We start from the raw sequence: 19,631 nt of genomic DNA on the forward strand, positions 1-19,631 counted from the left end.
GGGATGAATCCTTGAGAATTGTCGTACCCGCCGAAACAAGCGAGAAGGTCAAAAGCATCGCCAGCAAGCCGGCTCCTACAGGTCGGCGGGGTGTCAGCCACTTTATCGCAGACGAAAAAAAAGGCCTTGCCAAAGCAAGACCTTTCTTAATTTTGGTGCCCCGAGGGAGACTCGAACTTTGGTCTGCAGGCGCCATATTATGCTGTGGAATGGTTGGTGTCGCTAATGTCTACTCACATTTCTACTCACAATCACTGCTGGTGCTTTCTAACGGCTGTGTGTTTTTTCTGTTCGTTCACGCAACAGCGATCGATCAGCGCCTAGTTTTACGCCTAAACGAGCTTGGTCAGCCTGCCGCGGCGTTGTCAAAGCCGGCATGCTATCCATGGTCACACAGTTATTTTGAGCAGCCCGGTGCGCGTCAGTTACCAGAGCAAATCAACCGCAACAACCTGCATTCAATGTCGATAGCGTGAGATCAAATTGAAATCGCCTGCTGCTTTTCGCCTAAACTATGCCCCAGGGAATATGCCCCGCATGATTGATGTAGAGAACTAGGGCTATCCACTACGCCGGAGCCGAGCTCCACCCGGCCAACACTACGAGCAAGGTGGCCTCAGCATGCATGACCAACAACAAGTCCACGTACCTGAGTCCGAGCAAACCTAGCTAACTTTCAACAATCCAGGGCAGACGACCCTACGTGGGTGATGCCTGCATGCAACAGAGCGGTGATGCGGTGCAGGCCAAGGATGCGGAGGCGATGACTCGTGCCGAAATGCACCATAATTTCGAACAAGACTTGTGTAGGTTGTCGCACGCAAGTACGTAAAGGCTGAGGGTAGCTTTCAAAACCGTCGTCAGTGCCTTTGGTTGTAGATCTAAAAATGAATTTCGCAATACTCGACTGAAGTATGGCGATTATTTTTATTGGGTGAGTAGGGACACGCAAACATGCATAAAAAAACACTGACCACGCTTTTTTCAGAATCCCTCTACAGGATTCCCGACTACCAGCGTGGCTATGCGTGGATAGAGAAGCAATGGAATGATTTCGTCCAGGATATTGATGCTCTTGTCGATGAACAGGTGCACGGCCATTACACTGGAACGGTGGTGGTCTATGCCGGGCGTAACTCCGAGGTGGTCAACTATGGCACTCGCCGCTTGAAAGTAGTGGATGTGGTTGATGGCCAGCAACGGCTGACCACCTCTTGTTTGTACTTATCCCTCATCCTTCGCGAGTTGATTGAACGGGGTCAACTCGACTATGAACGTGAGATCCCAGACTTCCTGCATGCCGATGGTAGATGCAAGCTCGAGCTTAACAATGACTCTCAGCACATCTTCTACGACCTGCTGAAAACGGGGCGCCCCAACACCGAAGTGCTGACCCCGCACGGCAAAAGGCTCGTCCAGGCCCACGGTTACTTCAAACGGCATTTGAAGACGCAACTCGAAAAGCGCTCAGACGAGGCTGTTGCTTATCTGAAAGAACTGTACATAGCGCTGACAGGAAAGCTGCATTTCACGTTCTATACGATCGAGGAGGAATGCGAGATCGGCATGACCTTCGAATTAATGAACTCTCGTGGCAAGGATCTTTCGGTTCTGGAATTGTTGAAAAACTACCTTATGCACTGGGCATCGCGAAACGGGCATGTGGGTGGAACGAGCGAGGCGTTGACACGCATACTTAATCGAAGCTGGAAAACCACCTATACCAATATGGGCAACTGCTCAGGCAACGAAGATCAATGCCTGCGTATCGCCTGGATCCTTTACTGTACCCACACGCCGAAGAACTGGATTGGTTACAAAGGATTCAAAGATAGCCAGTACATTCCCCTGAGGGATTTCAGCCAGCGCTCTCTGGATAGCACCCGACAGTTTATCTGTACTTTCGCCGAGGGCTTGGCGGAAGTCTCTCGACATTACGCCTGCATCACCAGCCCGACAGCCGGAAACATTACGGGGGGCGAATTGCAGTGGATCACCAAGATCCATCACACCGGCAATATCGCTAATTTCCTGCCGCTGATGGTCGCCGCTCGCAAGCGCAGGGAAGATGGACGCTTGAAAGAAGAGGACTATATCAAGCTGTTGAAGGCTCTTGAACATTATGCCTATAGGGTTTTTCTCTATGATGGCCGCCGCAGCAATGCTGGTAAGTCGAGATTCAATCATTGGGGCTATGAAGTTTTCCATGGAACCCAGGAAATCACTGATGTGATCGCGTCAATTTACGGTTTGGCCCGTCACTACTCTTCAGACAGCTCCTTTTTCACTGGGAACGCAACGCCTGAGAATTGGTATGGTTACCGGACTCTATTGAAATACACACTGTATGAGTATGAGCTTTACCTGCTGGAGGTTGAAGGTAAAGGCAATTCCGCCAAGCTGGCGTGGGAAGATCTTAGGGACTCAACCATTGAGCACATTCTTCCGCAAACCCCAGCAGAAGACTCCTACTGGACAGCTCTATGGAGTCGGGACGAGATGGAATTGTACCTCCATGACATAGGTAACCTCGTCCTTACCCACAATAATTCGAACTACCTGAATTTCGATTTCCTGCGTAAGAAAGGCAGCGCCGGTAAGGGGAACAGCTACAGCAATTCGGATATTCGTCAGGAAAGAAAACTGGCCCTAAACGAAGACTGGCGCGCCGAGGAGTGTGACCAGCGGCGTAGAGTGCTTGTGGACTGGATAAATACACGCTGGGGGGCAGCCGCCTTCCAAGACATACCTACTGTGGAGGCCATCGAGGATGCCGACGAGGATGGTACTGAGATGGTCTCTGAAAGTAACTGATGCATGATGCTCTCGCCCCCTAGGTGAATCAAACGGCTTGGATCATGTATATACGGGTGAGGAAAAATCGAACAAATACTGTCTCACTTGGCTTGAAGGTCGGCGTAAATGGCCGAACGAAACACGAGCCCTAGAGAGCAACTGGGAAGCAGAGAGACCTGCTCACGGCTATGGTCGTAAACAAATGCTTCCAATCAGCAACGTTGGGTGTCCGATTTCAATTGTATTACCACCACCCAACGTGTAGCGGATCTCGGAATCTTCAAGGTTGTTTTACAGAATAGGAAAATAGTCTCGCATTTTCAGGGGAGATTGTAATTTTTGGACTCTACACCGGGATGGCTGCTCACGTGAGTGATGCTATCAACAGATGGTTTTCACAGTTATTTTTTGAATATCTGACAGCTTCTCTTGCGACTGTAAATACATGCAGACCTGAAGATTCAGGGTGAGGTATTCATCCCATGTGTATCGCTGGGCGTACCGCATTGTGTATTGTCGATCAACACGGCAAATATCCGGACGTTCGGCGTAAATGGTACAGCCCTTGTCGACTTTGTCGTAATACCTGCAAGTGCCGTCGCCTCGATCCAAAAACTTTGTTTCTGCAGCAAGGTGAACATGCTGGCAGCACAAGCCGCACTGAGTGCAAGGGAAGGTTGAAGTGATTTGACCGGGCATTCAGAGCCTCACGGCGTGGAAGCAGCGCCGTTAATGACGGAGCGTTTGAAGGGAGGTGCCCACGCGTATGCGTGGGCACCTTTATTTAGACTGGCTGTGTGTCTAGGCTTGCTTTTTGTCCGTTTGCGACTGCTGCGACATCCTTGATGCGTTTCTCTGTCGCCAGGACGAGATTGCCGTCCTGATCCAGAATCGCAGTGTCTATCATTGCTTTGAGCAATTGAGCAAATTTGACCGATCTGAAAACGACTTCCTTGCTTTCATCCGAGAAGGTTCGATAGTCCACACCGTTATTCTCGATGACTTTCTTTAACTCGCTCACGCTTCGGCGCAGTTGCGAACTGATTTTGGAGAAAGTGGTGTTCGCTAGGGTGGTCACTTGGCCGATCGCAAGCAGCTTGCCGGCCATCAACTCAGCTTGATCGTGGATGGTGCGAGCCTGCTCTAAGTTGCTGCGAGCATTATTCAGGGCTTCTTCGCCCTTGTTACCTAGAACGTGGCCGAAAATAGCCAACGCTGGGCCGGCGACGATGCCACCCAGTACCATCATACCTCCAGCCATGCCATAACCACCGGCGGCCAATGAGCCGCCACCCAACCAAGCCAGGGTGGCGTTGGTAGCGGCTACACCTCCGAGAGAAGAAATAGCCGTGCCCGTGCTCGCTGTGGCAAGTAGCATGGTGCCGTTATAGGCGCCAAAGGCCAGTGCCGCGCCACCGCCCATGCCTGCACCCAAGCCAAGGCCCGCATCTTTGAGCGTTTGGTAGTCTTGACGCAGACCTACTAGAGTTTTACCGGAAAAATCACCCGCGTTCAGTTTGTCCAGTTCTGGACTTTGACTGAGTTCGATATTTTTCAGGCGTTCGAAAGTTTCAATGAATTCGGCCACCACACCGTTGAATGCGCGCAGTTTGCGCTGGCCGTAATCTTCTAGTGTGGCGTTAGTGGTCTGACGTTGTGCTTCGATCTTCTGGTTGGCGGAATTCACCATGGTGCGAGCATCAGTATTGATGTCTTTAGCGTTGCTGTGGTCCTTCACACCGCCGACGCCCTTCGTCGCGCCATACAAACCGGCAGCGGCTGCTACTGCACCAAGAATCAATGGAATGGGCATGGTCGTATCCTTACTCGAGAATGATCGAAATGGTTTTGCTGACTTCCTGATTCAGCGTTTCTGCGCGTTCCAGGAGATCATCGAAGATGAAGTCTTCCAATTGATGGTGAAGTTGAAACTCTTTAAGCAGGGCCCATTCGATGCTGGAGATATGGCCGTCACGTAGCGCAACCAGCAGCAATTCGAACAAGATGACTTTGGGGGTGGAGGGCAGCTCGAACTTTTTCCCTTTGAGCAGCTCTTTCAGAACAGTCGTAGCGGCCAGTACACGGGTTTCAGGCTTTTCCGCTTTGGAAACTGGAAAGTTTTTGAGCACTTCGATCAGTCGTAATTCGACTTCGTTAGATGAAGCAATCGAAATACCACCAAATGTCTTGCGCACACCAGAAGACTGCTCGAGTTCGGCAATGAGTTCGCGCTCGTGCTCACTTTCCTGAATGGATAGCGCGCTGAGATCTGTATCGGAAGTGAATTCATCACTGGTCTTGCCATCCCACAGAAGCGGTTTGTCGGCCAAGGCCAGTAGCTTCGCCAGTTCAACGAGGTGTAGCTTGTCCGAATCGGACAGAAGTTTGATAAGCATTCGGGGTGTCATCCTTTTTCCAGTGGAAAGCGTCAAATCAAGCGAAAGGAATTACAGCTTCAGCGGGCTGTCGGAACTCATGAAATTGTCGAATTCATCCATTGACTGAAATTGCAATTGTTTTCCCAGTAGGGTGGCGTACTGATTAATAGCGTTGGCAAAGGCATTAATGTTGCCGTTGCCAGCGGTATTGACCATGGAGAACAGCTGTTTTGTTTCGTGGCGCAACTGAGGAATCTCGCGGCTCGTGAACTCATCCAGTTGTGCTTGTTCTTCGGCAAGGCGGTCGCGGGCTGCGGCTTCCAGGGCACGGATGTGCGCCAGTTGCTGACGAGAAAGCTCAACCCCGCGGGCAGCTTCCAGTGCGCATTGATAGAACAGCGAAGAGAGCGTGTAGCCGATCATGCCGCCGATTGCAGCACCTACGAAGGGTATTGGAATTGCAATTTGTCCGAGGGCCGCCATCATGCTGCTGGACAGCATACCGGCACCTTTTTCACCTACTTCAGTCAACAACTGCGCCTCGGTGATCTCGCCGGTGGCGTAGCGTTTGATCGAGCTGCTGAGCGACAGGCAAATATTGATTGCCAACGCTGGAGCGTTGGTCCCGGCAAGTGTGCGCATGGTCTGGTTGCCCGATTGCTGCATTCCGCCCTTGAGCGCAGCGCCTGCGAAGGCGGTGCTATAGCCTAGTGCCGCAGCCTTGGCGGTATCGAGAGCAAGATCTTGCGCTGCTTCAACCAGCTGCTTTTTTTCCTGCGCCAAATTGAATGCATTGCTCAGTAACGAAATAGCACCACCGATAAGCGCGCCGTATTTGGCACCTTCGACACCGGCTCGGTGACTGGTGCGGGCAATGTCTTTAAGCGTCTCGCGCAGCGGTTTCTCGGCGTAGTCGATGGCTTGGCCGGTAGTAATGCCAAGGTCAACAATGTCTTCATCGGCGAGCTTGTCGAATCGGTCGGCACGTTCGCGGAATTTTTCCGCGATTTCAGATTTGCCTTCTTGGTCCAGCAACTGGGCGCGCCTTCTAAGATTTTCCGAACGATTGCGGCAGTATGTCTTGGCATCTGCGACCTGTTCGCTGGGCAATTCCAGTTTTTTGCCAAAGTACTTACTGTACTTGTGATCCTCATGGCTGACTTGGTTGGCCACCTTGTTTCCGCTGGCCTCTAATTTGGTCTGAGCCTCGTAAATGATCTCTCCCTTATCGTTCACGCGGACGCGATCCACTGCCTCACGGTATTTCGAGTCGGAGTCGATGCCGTAATGCTTCAAGTCGTCGCTTCGGATGGTACGCTCGGAGGACTTGCTGATGATGGCTTCAGCGTTGTCCCGACTGGTGCCCGCAACTTCGCCGGCCCAGCCTGCTCGATGTTTTGCACTCGTTTTTTCTCTACTGATGCTTTTCAGTCCCTTGCTCAATACCTTGCCGTGTTCATTATCGACGCCGGTATAACCTTTGATGTATTCGGCATTCGCGCTGCCAAAACGGCTCACGGTTTCACTGGCCGAAAGCGCTGTTGCGGCGTTGACGATATCCCGAGCAATTTCCGCTTTGCTAGTGTCTTGGGCGCTGGCCAGCTCGCCGGTAACGGAAGCTGGCGTTAAGGTATCGTCGAATTTCATGAAATCCTCTGGCAGGTATGCGTATTGTTATAGGTGAGGTGCTGGTTTGACTTGGATTGCGCACATAGCGATTCCATTTTGTTCGGCTTGCCTTTGATGACATCCGACCAACATTTGGCTCATACAGGCGAACGTTTTTCCTCTGGCCGAACACTCATCAGAGAGTTGACTGGCCGTCCAGCAACCTTGCGCAAAGGCGTTGCCGTGCGACGTCGCCAAGCGTTGTTCGGGCTCATCCAACCGCCAGGAGGTCTGCGAGGACACATTGGCATTCAGCTTGTCGCAATAAACCGGATCGCAGCGATGGGAACCGCTGTGTATTGTTTGATCAATCTCGAAGTTTGAGTCTTCGCGAGTTTGCGTCTCGATGTAGGCAGCCTGTTGGATGCGAAGGACTTTGTGCTCGCCCTTTTTACGGCTGAGATGCACGATCCCCAATTGCTGCGCGTGCAGCGTGGCGGTGACCTGCTGTGTCCAAGCAGCCGCATCTAGATCGGCATGTTGCAGCGCTTTGCCGTTGGAAACGGTACAAGCGTGCTTTGGCCACTGCGCCAAGACGTTGTGTTCCAAAACTTCGCGACTATTGGGTTTGTGCTGAAAGGTTCGGCGGTCGCTGTCGAAATTTTCGGCATTGAGTCTGCGCAGCAGTTCGCTAGTGGAAATTTCTTTTGGTGCGCGCGGGGTGAGGCGGAGCACGGACAAATGCCTGAACAGCCTATTTTTGAGATTTGACATAAGGGACTGTGCTCGAATCAACCTTGATGGTTCGCTGGCGTCTTACGTCTGACGAACATTCCTTTAATAGCTTTTTAACATCACACGAGCTCTGCTCGCTAGTAGCAGATGGCCTCAGTCTCAGATCTGCTCAGTCCTGCTCGAAGGACTATTGCGAATTTTTTCGCGTTCCAATTCTTTTTTAAGCTCGTTGACTGCTTGGCTTTTCGTCATCAACGCAACTCCGATCACAAGGCCGATAGCAAAGCAAACCAAGTCCTTCATGTGGATTCTTCTACGGAGGTTATTGGGCAATTCCCACCATGCAGCATTCAGCGTTGTGTGCTCCATCACGGTGTTTGTTCGATCTTCAATTGGTCGGGATCAATGCTTGCAACAGCTTCAACTTTCTTTGCAGCTGATCGACATGCTCTTTTTCCGCGCGAAGGGCCGAGCGCAATTCTTTGTTTTCCATTTCCCAAATTTTTGCCCAGCGGGTGGCAGTCTTGCAGTCGACGATGATCTGCCAAATATCCTGTAGCTTTAGGTACTGAATCAGCAGCACCAAGGCGACTACAACCATCACCAGCAAAGCCCCTGTCGAAACAACATCCGACGTTGTCATACGCACATCCTTTTCGTGATTCGATTGGTCTCGAAGACGGCTCAAGAATATGTAGTGTTTTACGACACGTATAGAATGTAGGCTTATACAGGTAAACAAATCACGCATATGGAGTTGCCATGAAACGCGAGCAAGACCTTAGACAGGTTCGATGGGATCTTGCCCTTCGCTATCGTCTGATCGAGACCGTTGCATGGTGGGAGGGCCGGCTGACCACGGGGCACCTGATCCAAAGCTTTGGCATCAGTCGTCAGCAGGCATCGAAGGACATCAACACGTACATCAATGAACATGCGCCTAAAAATCTTACATATGACAAGCAGATCAAGGGCTATATACCGAGCAAGCAGTTCAAGCCGCTCTTCATCGAAGACAGTGCTAGTGCTTATCTACACCTGCTGAACCAGACCCACTCCCGAATGCTCCATGTTGAGGGGCTGGCGCTGGCGTATGCGCACACTAAAGTGTTGCAAGTTCCCGACCGCTCAATCAGGCCAGAGATCCTTCGTCCGTTACTCAAAGCGTGCCGCGAACATTTGAGGCTGGACATCGACTATGTATCGCTCAACGCTCCAGATCCGGAGGGGCGCACGATCGCCCCGCACACGCTGGTCTACACAGGAATGAGATGGCACGTTCGGGCCTATTGCGAGAAGAACCGCAGTTACCGAGATTTTGTATTGAGTCGTCTGCGCGGAGTGCCAGACCTGCGCGACGAAAAGACGGACAACGGCATCGCAGGTGATGACAATTGGAACAATAAGGTCACGGTGATCATCAAGCCCGACGAACGGCTGAGCCCTGCGCAAAAAGACATAATCCAGACAGACTTCGGGATGATCGAGGGGAAGCTGGAAATTCCCAGTCGTCAGGCGTTGGTGAAGTACGTCTTGCACCGCTTCCAGATTGATCCGAAAAACCTGAATCCCAAGCCCGAAGCTCAGCAGATTGTGGTGGGCAATTTAAAGGAGCTTAAGCCTTGGCTTTACGACTGATTGGGCCTGAACAATCAGCATAGCGCTCCCATTCGCCAACGGAGTAAAAACCATTCTATGTCTCCTTGTGAGAATCGACTGAGTGTCCGCTTCCGCGGCTCGCAGATCAGTCGCTCCGCATTCGGGGTATGGTGTTTGTGGTGACGTGGACCACTCACTGATCTGACGGGGAATTTCAAAAGAAGCGAACTCGGCTGATAGCGAAAACATTGGCATACAGTCGAGGTCTTTTGCTGTCTGTCTTATCGACCGCCTCGCAGCTGGAGGACTGAAAGCGGTGCAAAAAATTATATGGTGTCAAAACGCTATCGCGATGTCGTATTATTTTCCATCAGTCTTGCTTGGGTTTGCCCTGACTGGGCGGTTTTGGCTCAGTCATAAAACCAGGGCGTCCAACCTCAGGGAGTAGACACCACGGTTTTCTTGTTTTCAGGGTTTCAGACAATGCAAGACGGTACATTTAGGTTGGGGTACAAGTTCTTTACAGATTACTCCTAAGGGATTGCCATGAATGTTTTTCCCCGATACCAACTTCGGCCAAGATATAAAGGGGAGGAGAGAGTTTACGATCTGCTCGCAAAGGTTACGGAGGAGTATGGCTTTGCGGTTCATTCAGTAAATCTTCCCGAGCACGAGTACAAGCGCTGGGGAGAGGCCGACTTCGTTATTGTCAGTCAGGCTGGGGTGACGCTGCTTGAGATCAAAGGAGGCTCTGTAAGCCTCGCGGGTCGCGAATGGCGTTACGAAAACGCTCGAGGGCAAGCCATCATTTCAACTGAAGGGCCGGCTCGCCAAGCGATGTCGGCAGCTATCGCACTGGAGAAGCTACTTACGACCCATCTTCGCAAAAGGATTCGTTGTCGGTGGGGGGTGGTATTTCCTCTCTGTAACTTCAGGAGGAGTGTTGCAGAACTACCATTTTCCCGTCTCGCTAATAACCTAGTCTGCAACGACATCGGGACATTCCAAGACTGGCTTCGTAATCTTCCCTTTCATCCTTATAAGTCGAGCGACTTCCTACTCAATAATGAGGACATCGCTCGTATTCGTGAAGTCCTCGTGCCGGAGTTTAGTGCTGCGACATCGCTTGGTCTTGCAGTGAAGTCGACGCAGGAGTCGGTGATACGTTTGACCGAGCAGCAATTCGCGATACTCGAAAGTCTAGAGGCCAATTCACGGCTCTGCATTTCAGGCGGGGCTGGAACCGGTAAGACTGAGCTGATCACTCTTTGTGCGCGCGCGGAAAAAGCTGCAGGTCGAACACCGGCCATAGTGACATCCGGAGGGCCTCTATCGGCTGCTCTACGAAGCCGTATGATGGCTTATGGGATTCCAGTAGTATCAGAGTCCTTGCCGAATGGTACGGATACGCTGCTTGTGGACGAAGGTCAGGATTATTTGCAGCCTAGTCAAATGGTGTCTCTATTTAGCCAACTTCCAGGGGGGCTTTCCGGGGGGAGATGGCGATGGTTTATGGACCCAAATCTTCAGTTTATGAGCATATCTCCTAGCCCCGCATGTCTCCAAACCCTTGCTTGTCATTCCGCAAATGTAACCCTGTCGAGGAATGTTCGCTCCACTCGCGAGATCATCAGCTCGATCAGGGTGTTCCTTGACGCGGATGTTGGCATTTCCCAGATTGATGGGTTCGGCATCAAGGTGGGCTTCCACTCGGTTGCGAATACTGAGGAAGAGGTGGCAGCGGCCCAAAGGCTTATCGACAACATGATTGAAGAAGGGGTACAGCCATCAGAAATCGCCGTGCTTGGGCCGTGTAGTGGTAGCGGACCAACTTGCAGGCAATTGCTCAAGCAGATGCCGGGGCGGTTTCAGCCACTTTCAGCAGAGGGACGAATCCAGTCGTCTGTCCACGGAATTGTCTGTGGTATTTCGGACTTCCGCGGGCTTGAAGCACCAATAGTACTACTGGTCGACTTGCACCTGCTCCCCATCGATCGGCGTGGGGAATCATTGCTCTATATCGGAATGTCGAGGGCGTCAGCGTCGCTCCAGTTGCTTGTACAGCCAGTTTTTGACGGCTTTCTAAAAGTGTTGCTCAGGAATTCATTCGAACGGAAGTGAGTTGTAAATGAACAGACAGGAAAAGGAAGCGCTTCGTCAAGAGTTTGTCAAAGAGGTGCGTACTCGACTCATCGGCCCTACATCACCCCACGAGGAGCTCCGAGAGAGCCCCCACAAGCGATATCTAACCGGAATGATCTTCCCCAGGAATGCTAGTTCTGGAAGCGCAACTGCCGATGAAGATGATTTGGCAGGAGATTCGTCTGCTGATGAAGATCAGGAAGAAATCGAGTCACCTATGGACATGCTTTTCCAGAAGCTTCCAGCCTCCGTTGGCTTAACATTTGCGCTTGTCGAGCAGGAATTAAGGATTCTCGTTGAGTTGGGAGGAGCCAGATACGAACGCCGGGAGGCGGAGCTCATCGCAGAGGAAACTCCCGCAGAAGTTATACCCAGACGCCTGCATAGAGTCTGGAAGAGGGTTCCATTAACCAAAGACGATGCAGGCGAGATTGTCGAGTTTTCTGTGTCATCGGACGGAGAGCAGGAGACGCTTGTCTTTGGCGGTCGGGCTAGTCTTCGCCTCTACATTCGGCGAGCGCAGGGAGTTCGAATTGCCACTGTTTCTCTGGTGAATGTGAGTAGTACCGGCGAGGAAGAGCTTGTCCAGGTCGAGGATATTCTGTTCCAGGTTCGCATGACGTGTCGACCTGACTCGGGAGTTGCTGCCTACCCGGATTCGCCAACTATTAGTGAGGATGTCGAGGCAGAGGAACTGGCCCTCCAGTACAGGGCGCTGCCCGCGTATGCGGTCGGCCATGGTTGTGGTGTCGAGTGGCCGGAGGCTATTTCCGCACGTGTCGGATCAGTTTCTGTGGACTTCATGCCGACGGTGGAGGTGCCGCCAGTTACAACCAACATCGACTCTCTTCCTGATGATGTGAAGGCAGCCCTGTGTATTGTTCGCTTGCAGGATCCGGAGTTCGATCCGATAGGTGCCTTCTCGCGGTTTGTCTCAGCATATCAGGAGTGGCGCGACCGCCTTGCCATTGAGGATTTTCCCGAGCGATTTAGAAAACCAAGGAATCACATCCTTCAGCGGATCGATGCCGTGATCGAGCGGATGCGTGATGGCGTTCACCTTCTCCTGTCCGAACCGTCGGCAATGAAAATCTTCAGGCTCGCCAATCGTGCAATGTTGCTGAGCGTTGCACGGTCTGCAGCAAATAGGGATCGAGAGCCAGGACAGGCATACGAGGATGTCTCTCTTGATGCCATCGCCCTGGACACATTCACGTGGCGTCCTTTCCAACTGGCCTTCTTTTTGCTTTCACTGCGCGGACTATGGACGCCTGAACATGCGGATAGATTGATCGTGGACCTCATCTGGTTTCCTACCGGCGGCGGTAAAACGGAAGCTTATCTTGCTGTAGCTGCATTTGAGATGATTCGTCGCAGGGTTGTCGACGGAGAGCGGGGTAATGGCACTGCAGTAATCAAACGCTACACTTTGCGCCTCCTTACCATCCAGCAGTTCGAGCGTGCTGGAAGTCTTATTTGTGCACTCGAGAGTCTGCGTAAGGCTGAGGTGGTTCCTGGGAAGATACCGTATAGCCTTGGACTCTGGGTCGGTCAGGATTCCTCGCCGAACGATTACGCGCATGCCGCTGGCGATTTCAATAAGATCTGCTCTGCGATCGGTAAGGTTGAGGGCGTCAAGGTGCCGTTGAAGCAGTGTCCAGCATGCGCGACAGCCATCGTCCCATCGCCGAAGGATGAGGGGGCTGAAAAGGTTGGGCTGCGGATAGCCGGTGGCGCAGTAGAGCTCTTCTGTCCAAATCCATATTGCTCATTTCATGAAAGTCTGCCCATCAGTTTCATTGATGAACATCTCTACGCACACCCGCCGACAATGCTTCTTGGCACCATTGACAAGTTCGCTATGCTCGCTTGGCGTGATGAGGCCCGAGCATTTTTCGGAACGGATATGGGCGTCTCTCCCCCTTCGCTGATCATCCAGGATGAGTTGCACCTTATCTCTGGCCCGCTCGGTACTTTGGCTGGAATCTACGAGGCTGCGATCGATACTGCCATCGGGCGTCTTGGTAAACGGGCAAAGTATATTTGTGCAACCGCAACTATCCGTCGCGCAGACGACCAGATCAGGAAACTGTATGGTCGCGAGGCGGTACTCTTTCCCCCTCCTGGATTAAGTGCAGCGGACTCTTTCTATTCCAAGGCACAGACCAATGAGTGCGGACGGCTCTATATCGGAGCAATGGGGCAGGGGCATACGCCGACTTTCTCTAACGTAATCACCTCGACGGCTCTTCTAGCCGCTGGCGGTGTTATGCGTGAACGAGTTGCAGAGCTCGCCGACACTTGGTGGACGCTCGTTGCATATCACAACAGTAAGCGGGAGCTCGGCAAGACTCTCTCGCTGGCAAGGGATGACATTCCGGCTCGACTCTGTGCTCTCGGCGAGAAGCGGACAGTATCTGGAGTGGGAGTAAAGGAGCTATCTGCGAATCTGAAGGACAGCGAGATTCCGGAAGCGCTCCATCAACTCGGAATTTCAATTCCCGATCAGTCTGCCCTGGATTTTGTGGCCTGCACTAACATGCTCTCCGTCGGTGTTGATGTTCAACGTCTCGGATTGATGATGGTTAACGGGCAACCCAAGACCGTGTCGGAATACATTCAAGCCTCAAGTAGGGTCGGGCGCGACAGTAAGCGTTTACCGGGTATCGTCTTCGCTTTGTTCAGTTCCTCAAAGCCGCGGGACCGATCTCATTACGAGTTTTTCCGAGCGTTTCACAAGGGGTACTATCGTCATGTCGAGCCGACAAGCGTAACCCCCTTCGCTCAACCCGCCCAGAGTCGCGGGCTTCATGGTGCGTTCCTGGCTCTGGTGCGTATGGTTTCTTCCCTTCACGCTAATAATCATGCGTCGAAGATCGGCGAGAAAATGGAAGAAGTCGAACAGCTTGCTGACGAGTTTCTCAAGCGTGTCGAGGAGGCTCGAGATGGCGATACCCTCGAGACGCGTGAATGTCTCGATCGCTTCGTCGAGTCTTGGGCGGAACTTGCAACTACTCGTGGCTCCAACCTCCGTTTCCAAAGTGGGGGGCGCTCGCATGCAAATTTGATTCGTCCTTTCCGCAAGTCTGGGATTGGATGGGAAACGCTGCAATCTCTTAGAAATGTGGATACCCCGCTGAAACTCAAGGTTCCGATGTTGCAGGTAGGCGCGGCGGTGGAGCACTCATGAAGCGTGAAATTCGATCCAGTGCAGTTGCCGGCGTGGCCGGGGTGGGTGCAATTATCGATGTCGGCCAAGAGTCGTTCTTGATTCCGGGGATAAATTCATGGCAACAGGGGCAGCTCCGAATCATCGAGCTCAGGCGTCTATCTTCACGATTGCACAAAGTGCTCAAGGCTCCTAAGGAAGAAATGCCGACATTGATGGTCCGCAGGTTTCCTCGCGCGATGTTCTGCACGAAGTGCCGCGCATTGGTGAAATGGACGACGTCAATGGAAAAGGAGGATTCTGAACCCAACTGTCCGTTCGAGGCTTGTAATGGAAAGTTAGTCCCAATGAGGTTCGTCGCTGCATGCGAAAACGGCCACCTGGATGATGTTGACTGGGGATTCTGGGCTCACAGCGGTAAGCACGGAATTAGGGACTGCAAGGTAAGAAATAAGCTGTACTTCAAAGTTGATGTCAAGGCAGCTACAGGGGGGCTTGCGTCACTTCGAGTCGAGTGTAAGGTTTGTGGCGGTTATCGGAGTCTAGAAGACCTCGCCAACAAAACAGTCGTTAAAGAAACGTTTCGGACGTGTAATGGCAGACATCCTTGGCGCGTCGAGCCACATGATGAGTGTGCGGCGGATGTCGTTGTCCTTCAGCGTGGAGCAACAAACCTTCACTATCCAAGCACAATTTCTGCACTAGATATCCCCGATGAGGTGGCTGAGAATCCTGCTGCTGAGTTTGCAGATCAGATAATGCAACATTCTAGGTACCAGAAACTACTTGGTCTGATCAGTGAAACTGAAGGAGACAATGAAGAATTTATTAATATTGTTGCTGAATTTTTGGCAGAGTTAGTTGGATGTGATACATCCGTTGTTCTGAAGGTCGCAAAGGCAGACCTTGAAGGAACCCCCCTCGTTGGATCGGGAACTGTCAACCAGGAAAGAGCAATCGATCAAGAGATGTTACTGGCTGAGGAATGGCAAACGATCGACAAGGCGCTACGAGATGGCGAGCTGATCAGTCCTTACTTTTCGGCTGCCAGGGAAAGTCTTGCACCATCAGCACCGGCCTGGATGAAGCAGCTCGTCGGAGGCGTGTTGTTGATCAGGCGGCTGAGGGAGGTGAGAGCCTATCTAGGTTTTCAGCGGGTCAAACCAGGCACTCCAGACAAACTTGTTCGTCCTGATGTTGGGGCAAGCCAACCTTGGCTGCCTGCTGCTGAGGTGTTTGGAGAAGGTATCGTACTTTCGTTCGACTTCAACACGCTTAAAAGTTGGGCCGCAGGCATCCCCAGCGAGGAGAAGAGTGCGCTCCAAGCGTTGGAGCAGAAGCGGCTCGAGGAAAATTTCTGGTTCCTTCCGCAAGTGGATCCAGTTTTCTTGGTCATCCACACACTGGCACATCTATTGCTGAGGCGAATAACCTTCGAGTGCGGCTACTCATCTTCCTCCCTTAGGGAACGCCTCTATTTCAATCCTGAGCAGGGTTATGCCGGCGTTATGATCTATACGGCGGATGGTGACTCCGAGGGAACCTTGGGGGGGCTAGTTCGGCAGGGGCGTAGAGATCGACTGGCCCAATCTATCATCGAGGCGCTAGATCAAGGACGCTGGTGTTCGTCTGATCCTGTTTGTGCCGAAACTTCGGGGCAAGGGCTCGGAGGCTTCAATCACGCTGCATGCCATGCGTGTAGCCTCGTTTCCGAAACGAGTTGCGTCGCCGCCAATACCCTCTTGGATCGACGGATGTTGTTCGATCCAGCATGGGGATTGATGAAGTTCATGGAAGATCAGAAATGAGACTGCCGAAGATCAGGCAGCTTACCGAGGAACAGAAGAGGGTCTACCTCTATGCACCAGCAGATAGACATGTGCTGGTGCAAGGCCCTCCCGGCACAGGGAAAACTCTGATTGCTTGCCTGCGAGCTGTCGAGTTACAGAAAAGGCAGGTGCCGGTAGTTCTGGGGATGTTCAACAACGTACTGATGCGCTATTCCTCAAACGCTGGAGGAGATGACCCTATACCTGCGAAGACGGTGTATGCATGGTTTCGGGGGTGGTGGGAGGCTAGCGGTCTTCCACCTCATTCCGGCGCATCTGAACGGATTGCCGTAGAGGTACCATTTTCAGAAAAAGATTCTGCGAAGGAAGCTGGGGCGCGTTGGTACAACAGCGAGTGGCGACCGTGGGGGAAAAAAAAGGGAGTGTGGATGGTAGATGCCGAAATCTACTTCCGGAGCCCGGAGACCTTTGTAAGATGGCCACTATGGCACAAACCGCCAGTCGTCGACGGTGATATAAATCGAATTGACTGGCCCGAGGTATGTGATCATGTGCTTGGGAATGATGAAAGTATCAACAGTGAGTCGCTGAATTTGGGAGTCCTGCTGATAGACGAAGGCCAGGATTTTCCTCCCGGATTTTATAGGTTCCTTCGGATACTTTCGGCGCTTGGTAAGACGAGAAAGGTTCTACATCCTCTACGATGCTTCGTCCTCGCAGATGAGAACCAGCAACTGACTGAAGAAAACTCTACTCTCGACGAGATATCTGGCGCTCTCAAAATCTGTCAGGAAGATCGCTATATTTTGCTTGATAATTTCAGAAACTCTAAAGAAATTGCTGAGTTGGCGCGGCAGTTTTTTGCTGATGTAGGGGTTATGCCGCGCTTGCCAACGCGCAGTTCAGAAAAGCCTGTCCATGAGATCTGTATCGACAGGTCAGTTGTTGTGGAACGAGTGCTTATTTGGTTAGTTAATAATCCTCTCAAAGAAGTTGGCGTCTTTGTCTTTGATGAAAATACGCGTGCTGATATTGCTGCTAGGTTGACGAATGCAGTTCAGAGAGTGCACGGTAGAAGCATTACGGTGCAGACCTATTCTTGGGCGTCGCGGCAAATAAATCCCGCTCAAAATCTAGTTTTTGATGCTTCGGATATTGTAACTGTTTTAAATATGCAGAGCTGTAAGGGGCTGGAGTTTGACGCGGTTTTTATTGTTGACTCCCAAAAAGCCTCGATAGGTCTCTATGGGCCGGACAGGTACAAGATGCAGATGTTCGTTGCAGTATCTCGAGCGCGAAATTGGGTTAGTCTACTCGATTCCGGTCCCGGTGCAGGGTATGGAGCGTACTACGATATTCTTCCTGGTGACGAGTATCTTAATCGAGAAAATTCCTGTGTAGCGAGAGAGGTTGGCTGTATATCAGCGGATAGCCAATTATCAATAATTGATGAAAATTCACAAACCATCGACTGGTTTGAGGATGTCTCAATGCTTGCAATTAAGTTGAGTTTGCCCCTTGTCGACAAGCGTCAAAAAGGAGGCGCAGTCTGGGTGACGGCAGTCTATGAATTGGCTCATCTTCTCGAGCCCCTTGGTTTCAAGTACAAAGCCGATCGTGGGGAATGGTGGAGGAAATAATGAAACAATTAGAGATAAATGTGAGTCGGACTTCTAATGTAGATTCTCTCACCGCCCCTGAAGAGTCGATTGCCGTTACTTCAGGAGAAGTATGTAAGGGGGGCGCCGAGTGTGGAGTTGTTGACGTGGTCAATGATGGGGGTGAGCCTATTGAAAATGCTAGCGAGAATAGAAGGGCGTTAAGAGATTCTGGTGTGCGTCTGTTCTTTCCTTGCAATCGCGAGGACGCTCTGGTTTTGCTTGGCGGGCTGAGTATTTCTGAGTTTTATCCAGAGCCTAATGTGGCACTTGCACTGCAGTCTGATGGTATTGCACTATTGGAAGACGGCCTTCGATTGACAGAAGAGAACCTTCTAAATGCAGGGCGAGCGGAGAACTTCCCAGTTCTGGTTGAAGTTTGTTCATCCTTTGCGTTAACTGCCCCGCGAGTTATTGAACACAATAAAATCATAGGACTTTGGTTTCGTACTCAATCTGAGGCGGAAGATTTTAAACTGCGGCCTGTAGATGAGTTTGATACCGAAACCTATGTGTGCCGTGTTGATCTTGGACTTTTTGATTTGGAGGGCAATGCGCGTTTCTCTATTCGGTCGGAATCCGATGCCCTGCAGATTGGACGTGTTGCAGATCGATTGGCCGCTGGCGTGCATTACGTCCTTTCACTAGGAAATGCTAGGCCAGACTGCCGAAATGCGATCTTGGCATTCCTTGATCAATTGTCTAGCGATGAGCAGTTTGAATCGCTTGATTTTGCGATTGCCTCTAAGGCCGCTATCGACCCTCGCGCCACGTCATCAGGTTTATATAAGCGCCACGCGGCGGTTATTTCTGCGTTTCTAAATGCGGATGAGTTTTCCCCGAGAAGCTTAATGGAGGATCTTGAAAAAAAGCTCGTTTCTATTCCAAAGGCAAATGATGCCGCAGAAGAGCGCGATCGAAGGTGGGGGGAAGTTGCCGATGCTGTTATTAGTAGTAAAGTGGCCCTTGCCGGGGAGCTTCTAGCCGACGATAAGTCTATCCTGCTACGAGGCGCGTTGCTTGCTTTGGTTGTCGATAGTGTTGAATCATTGAGTGTTTTTCTCGATGCGGAAAAGCCGTCCGGTCCAAATGTCACAACTTTAGCGGCATTTCTCATTGGCATGAAGCAGGGGCTGATCAATACATCGTGGAAATATAAAAAGGAAGCGCTCCAACAGACTTCCTTCTTGATGGGGTTGATTATACGCACTCTGGCTAAAACGCCGTCGGCAATGGGAGACCTATTCACTAAGCTAGAAGAAGCAAGCGGAACCGCTTTCGTGGTTTCGATTGTTGCAGGCGGGCGCAGATTGGCCGAGTGGCCACAGGAAAAGACGCCTGCTCTGGATGAGGTCACGCGGACATGGCTTGATGATTTTGAGAGTCATGGGTTCGAGGTTGTAGAGCGAGGTAGAGGAAGCCACTCGTGGGTAATACGCTTGGGCGAGGCGCATTTGGTTGAGGTTGTGCACTCTCTGTCCAGTGAAACGAGGTTCCCTTCTTTCAGGTTCTATCTTGATATCGATCAACGACTCAAGAAGTCGAAGGATCTGAATGCTGTCCAGGTAGGTGGCGCAAGATTTTGGTATCTTGGGAAAGAAGAAGGGGGGGGACGCTTTCTATTCTGCGATCTGCCTTCGCTTCCTGATTCTGCAGGCGCTGATCTGATAAGGCGCATGCTTGTCGAGGCGCTTGAGCTTTATTTGGTGCCTAAAAAACAAGTGACTCCTCGCCGAAAAAGAAAAGTAGTTTAAGA

General features: G+C 51.6%; 15 protein-coding genes. 8 read left to right on the forward strand and 7 right to left on the reverse strand.

The genetic code is table 11. The annotated features are described in order from the left end of the window. Nucleotides 1–11 precede the first annotated feature (11 nt). Together ACRC4F_RS01755 and ACRC4F_RS01760 are read left to right on the forward strand one after the other, a co-directional pair. Nucleotides 12–476 (forward strand): hypothetical protein, encoded by a 465-nt coding sequence (locus tag ACRC4F_RS01755; RefSeq protein ID WP_438657811.1) that lies wholly within the window; start codon nt 12–14, stop codon nt 474–476. 478 nt (nt 477–954) lie between these two features. Continuing rightward, nucleotides 955–2,814, forward strand: a complete 1,860-nt coding sequence (locus ACRC4F_RS01760; RefSeq protein WP_438657812.1) for a DUF262 domain-containing protein — start codon at nt 955–957, stop codon at nt 2,812–2,814. A 363-nt stretch (nt 2,815–3,177) separates the two neighbouring features. Here the strand turns inward: ACRC4F_RS01760 and ACRC4F_RS01765 are convergent, their stop codons facing one another. From ACRC4F_RS01765 to ACRC4F_RS01795, 7 genes are all read right to left on the reverse strand, one after another. Beyond that, nucleotides 3,178–3,495 carry a YkgJ family cysteine cluster protein gene (locus tag ACRC4F_RS01765; RefSeq protein WP_438657813.1) on the reverse strand — a complete coding sequence of 106 codons (318 nt, stop codon included), beginning with the start codon at nt 3,493–3,495 and terminating at the stop codon, nt 3,178–3,180. Nucleotides 3,496–3,580: 85 nt separating this feature from the next. Beyond that, entirely contained in the window at nt 3,581–4,609 is a 1,029-nt protein-coding gene (locus ACRC4F_RS01770; RefSeq protein WP_438657814.1) for a hypothetical protein, read from the reverse strand. A gap of 10 nt (nt 4,610–4,619) precedes the next feature. Then, nucleotides 4,620–5,192, reverse strand: a complete 573-nt coding sequence (locus tag ACRC4F_RS01775) for a hypothetical protein (protein WP_438657815.1) — start codon at nt 5,190–5,192, stop codon at nt 4,620–4,622. A gap of 51 nt (nt 5,193–5,243) precedes the next feature. Next, nucleotides 5,244–6,821: a hypothetical protein gene (locus tag ACRC4F_RS01780; RefSeq protein WP_438657816.1), complete on the reverse strand. Its 1,578-nt coding sequence runs from the start codon at nt 6,819–6,821 to the stop codon at nt 5,244–5,246. 27 nt (nt 6,822–6,848) lie between these two features. Further along, nucleotides 6,849–7,517 carry a hypothetical protein gene (locus ACRC4F_RS01785; protein ID WP_438657817.1) on the reverse strand — a complete coding sequence of 223 codons (669 nt, stop codon included), beginning with the start codon at nt 7,515–7,517 and terminating at the stop codon, nt 6,849–6,851. A 159-nt stretch (nt 7,518–7,676) separates the two neighbouring features. Continuing rightward, the gene (locus ACRC4F_RS01790; protein WP_438657818.1) at nt 7,677–7,820 is read right to left on the reverse strand and encodes a hypothetical protein; all 144 of its coding nucleotides are present in this window, start codon (nt 7,818–7,820) and stop codon (nt 7,677–7,679) included. Between the two features lie 85 nt (nt 7,821–7,905). Further along, complete coding sequence (locus tag ACRC4F_RS01795) at nt 7,906–8,160, reverse strand: hypothetical protein (RefSeq protein WP_438657819.1); 255 nt, start codon at nt 8,158–8,160, stop codon at nt 7,906–7,908. Between the two features lie 119 nt (nt 8,161–8,279). On the opposite strand from ACRC4F_RS01795, the gene ACRC4F_RS01800 reads away from it, so the two are divergent. The 6 genes from ACRC4F_RS01800 to ACRC4F_RS01825 all read left to right on the forward strand — a co-directional run bounded on the left by ACRC4F_RS01800 (nt 8,280) and on the right by ACRC4F_RS01825 (nt 19,629). Beyond that, a complete protein-coding gene (locus ACRC4F_RS01800) occupies nt 8,280–9,155 on the forward strand; it encodes a helix-turn-helix transcriptional regulator (RefSeq protein ID WP_438657820.1) in 876 nt (291 codons plus the stop codon). 507 nt (nt 9,156–9,662) lie between these two features. Then, the gene (locus ACRC4F_RS01805; protein ID WP_438657821.1) at nt 9,663–11,237 is read left to right on the forward strand and encodes an NERD domain-containing protein; all 1,575 of its coding nucleotides are present in this window, start codon (nt 9,663–9,665) and stop codon (nt 11,235–11,237) included. A 7-nt stretch (nt 11,238–11,244) separates the two neighbouring features. Beyond that, nucleotides 11,245–14,448, forward strand: a complete 3,204-nt coding sequence (locus ACRC4F_RS01810) for a helicase-related protein (RefSeq protein WP_438657822.1) — start codon at nt 11,245–11,247, stop codon at nt 14,446–14,448. Beyond that, complete coding sequence (gene drmB, locus ACRC4F_RS01815) at nt 14,445–16,235, forward strand: DrmB family protein (protein WP_438657823.1); 1,791 nt, start codon at nt 14,445–14,447, stop codon at nt 16,233–16,235. Before ACRC4F_RS01810 ends, drmB begins: the two co-directional genes overlap by 4 nt. Then, nucleotides 16,232–17,857: a hypothetical protein gene (locus ACRC4F_RS01820; RefSeq protein ID WP_438657824.1), complete on the forward strand. Its 1,626-nt coding sequence runs from the start codon at nt 16,232–16,234 to the stop codon at nt 17,855–17,857. Before drmB ends, ACRC4F_RS01820 begins: the two co-directional genes overlap by 4 nt. Next, the gene (locus tag ACRC4F_RS01825) at nt 17,857–19,629 is read left to right on the forward strand and encodes a hypothetical protein (RefSeq protein WP_438657825.1); all 1,773 of its coding nucleotides are present in this window, start codon (nt 17,857–17,859) and stop codon (nt 19,627–19,629) included. The genes ACRC4F_RS01820 and ACRC4F_RS01825 overlap by 1 nt, the downstream gene beginning before the upstream one ends. The last annotated feature ends 2 nt before the right edge of the window (nt 19,630–19,631 follow it).

The organism is Pseudomonas sp. (assembly GCF_051660785.1).
GTDB lineage: Bacteria > Pseudomonadota > Gammaproteobacteria > Pseudomonadales > Pseudomonadaceae > Aquipseudomonas.

Bases quoted from the DNA above. Each gene is read 5' to 3' on its own strand.
- ACRC4F_RS01760 (WP_438657812.1), top strand. From the start codon at position 955: ATGCATAAAAAAACACTGACCACGCTTTTTTCAGAATCCCTCTACAGG.
- ACRC4F_RS01765 (WP_438657813.1), bottom strand. From the start codon at position 3,495: ATGCCCGGTCAAATCACTTCAACCTTCCCTTGCACTCAGTGCGGCTTG.
- ACRC4F_RS01770 (WP_438657814.1), bottom strand. From the start codon at position 4,609: ATGCCCATTCCATTGATTCTTGGTGCAGTAGCAGCCGCTGCCGGTTTG.
- ACRC4F_RS01775 (WP_438657815.1), bottom strand. From the start codon at position 5,192: ATGCTTATCAAACTTCTGTCCGATTCGGACAAGCTACACCTCGTTGAA.
- ACRC4F_RS01780 (WP_438657816.1), bottom strand. From the start codon at position 6,821: ATGAAATTCGACGATACCTTAACGCCAGCTTCCGTTACCGGCGAGCTG.
- ACRC4F_RS01790 (WP_438657818.1), bottom strand. From the start codon at position 7,820: ATGAAGGACTTGGTTTGCTTTGCTATCGGCCTTGTGATCGGAGTTGCG.
- ACRC4F_RS01795 (WP_438657819.1), bottom strand. From the start codon at position 8,160: ATGACAACGTCGGATGTTGTTTCGACAGGGGCTTTGCTGGTGATGGTT.
- ACRC4F_RS01800 (WP_438657820.1), top strand. From the start codon at position 8,280: ATGAAACGCGAGCAAGACCTTAGACAGGTTCGATGGGATCTTGCCCTT.
- ACRC4F_RS01805 (WP_438657821.1), top strand. From the start codon at position 9,663: ATGAATGTTTTTCCCCGATACCAACTTCGGCCAAGATATAAAGGGGAG.
- ACRC4F_RS01810 (WP_438657822.1), top strand. From the start codon at position 11,245: ATGAACAGACAGGAAAAGGAAGCGCTTCGTCAAGAGTTTGTCAAAGAG.
- drmB (WP_438657823.1), top strand. From the start codon at position 14,445: ATGAAGCGTGAAATTCGATCCAGTGCAGTTGCCGGCGTGGCCGGGGTG.
- ACRC4F_RS01820 (WP_438657824.1), top strand. From the start codon at position 16,232: ATGAGACTGCCGAAGATCAGGCAGCTTACCGAGGAACAGAAGAGGGTC.
- ACRC4F_RS01825 (WP_438657825.1), top strand. From the start codon at position 17,857: ATGAAACAATTAGAGATAAATGTGAGTCGGACTTCTAATGTAGATTCT.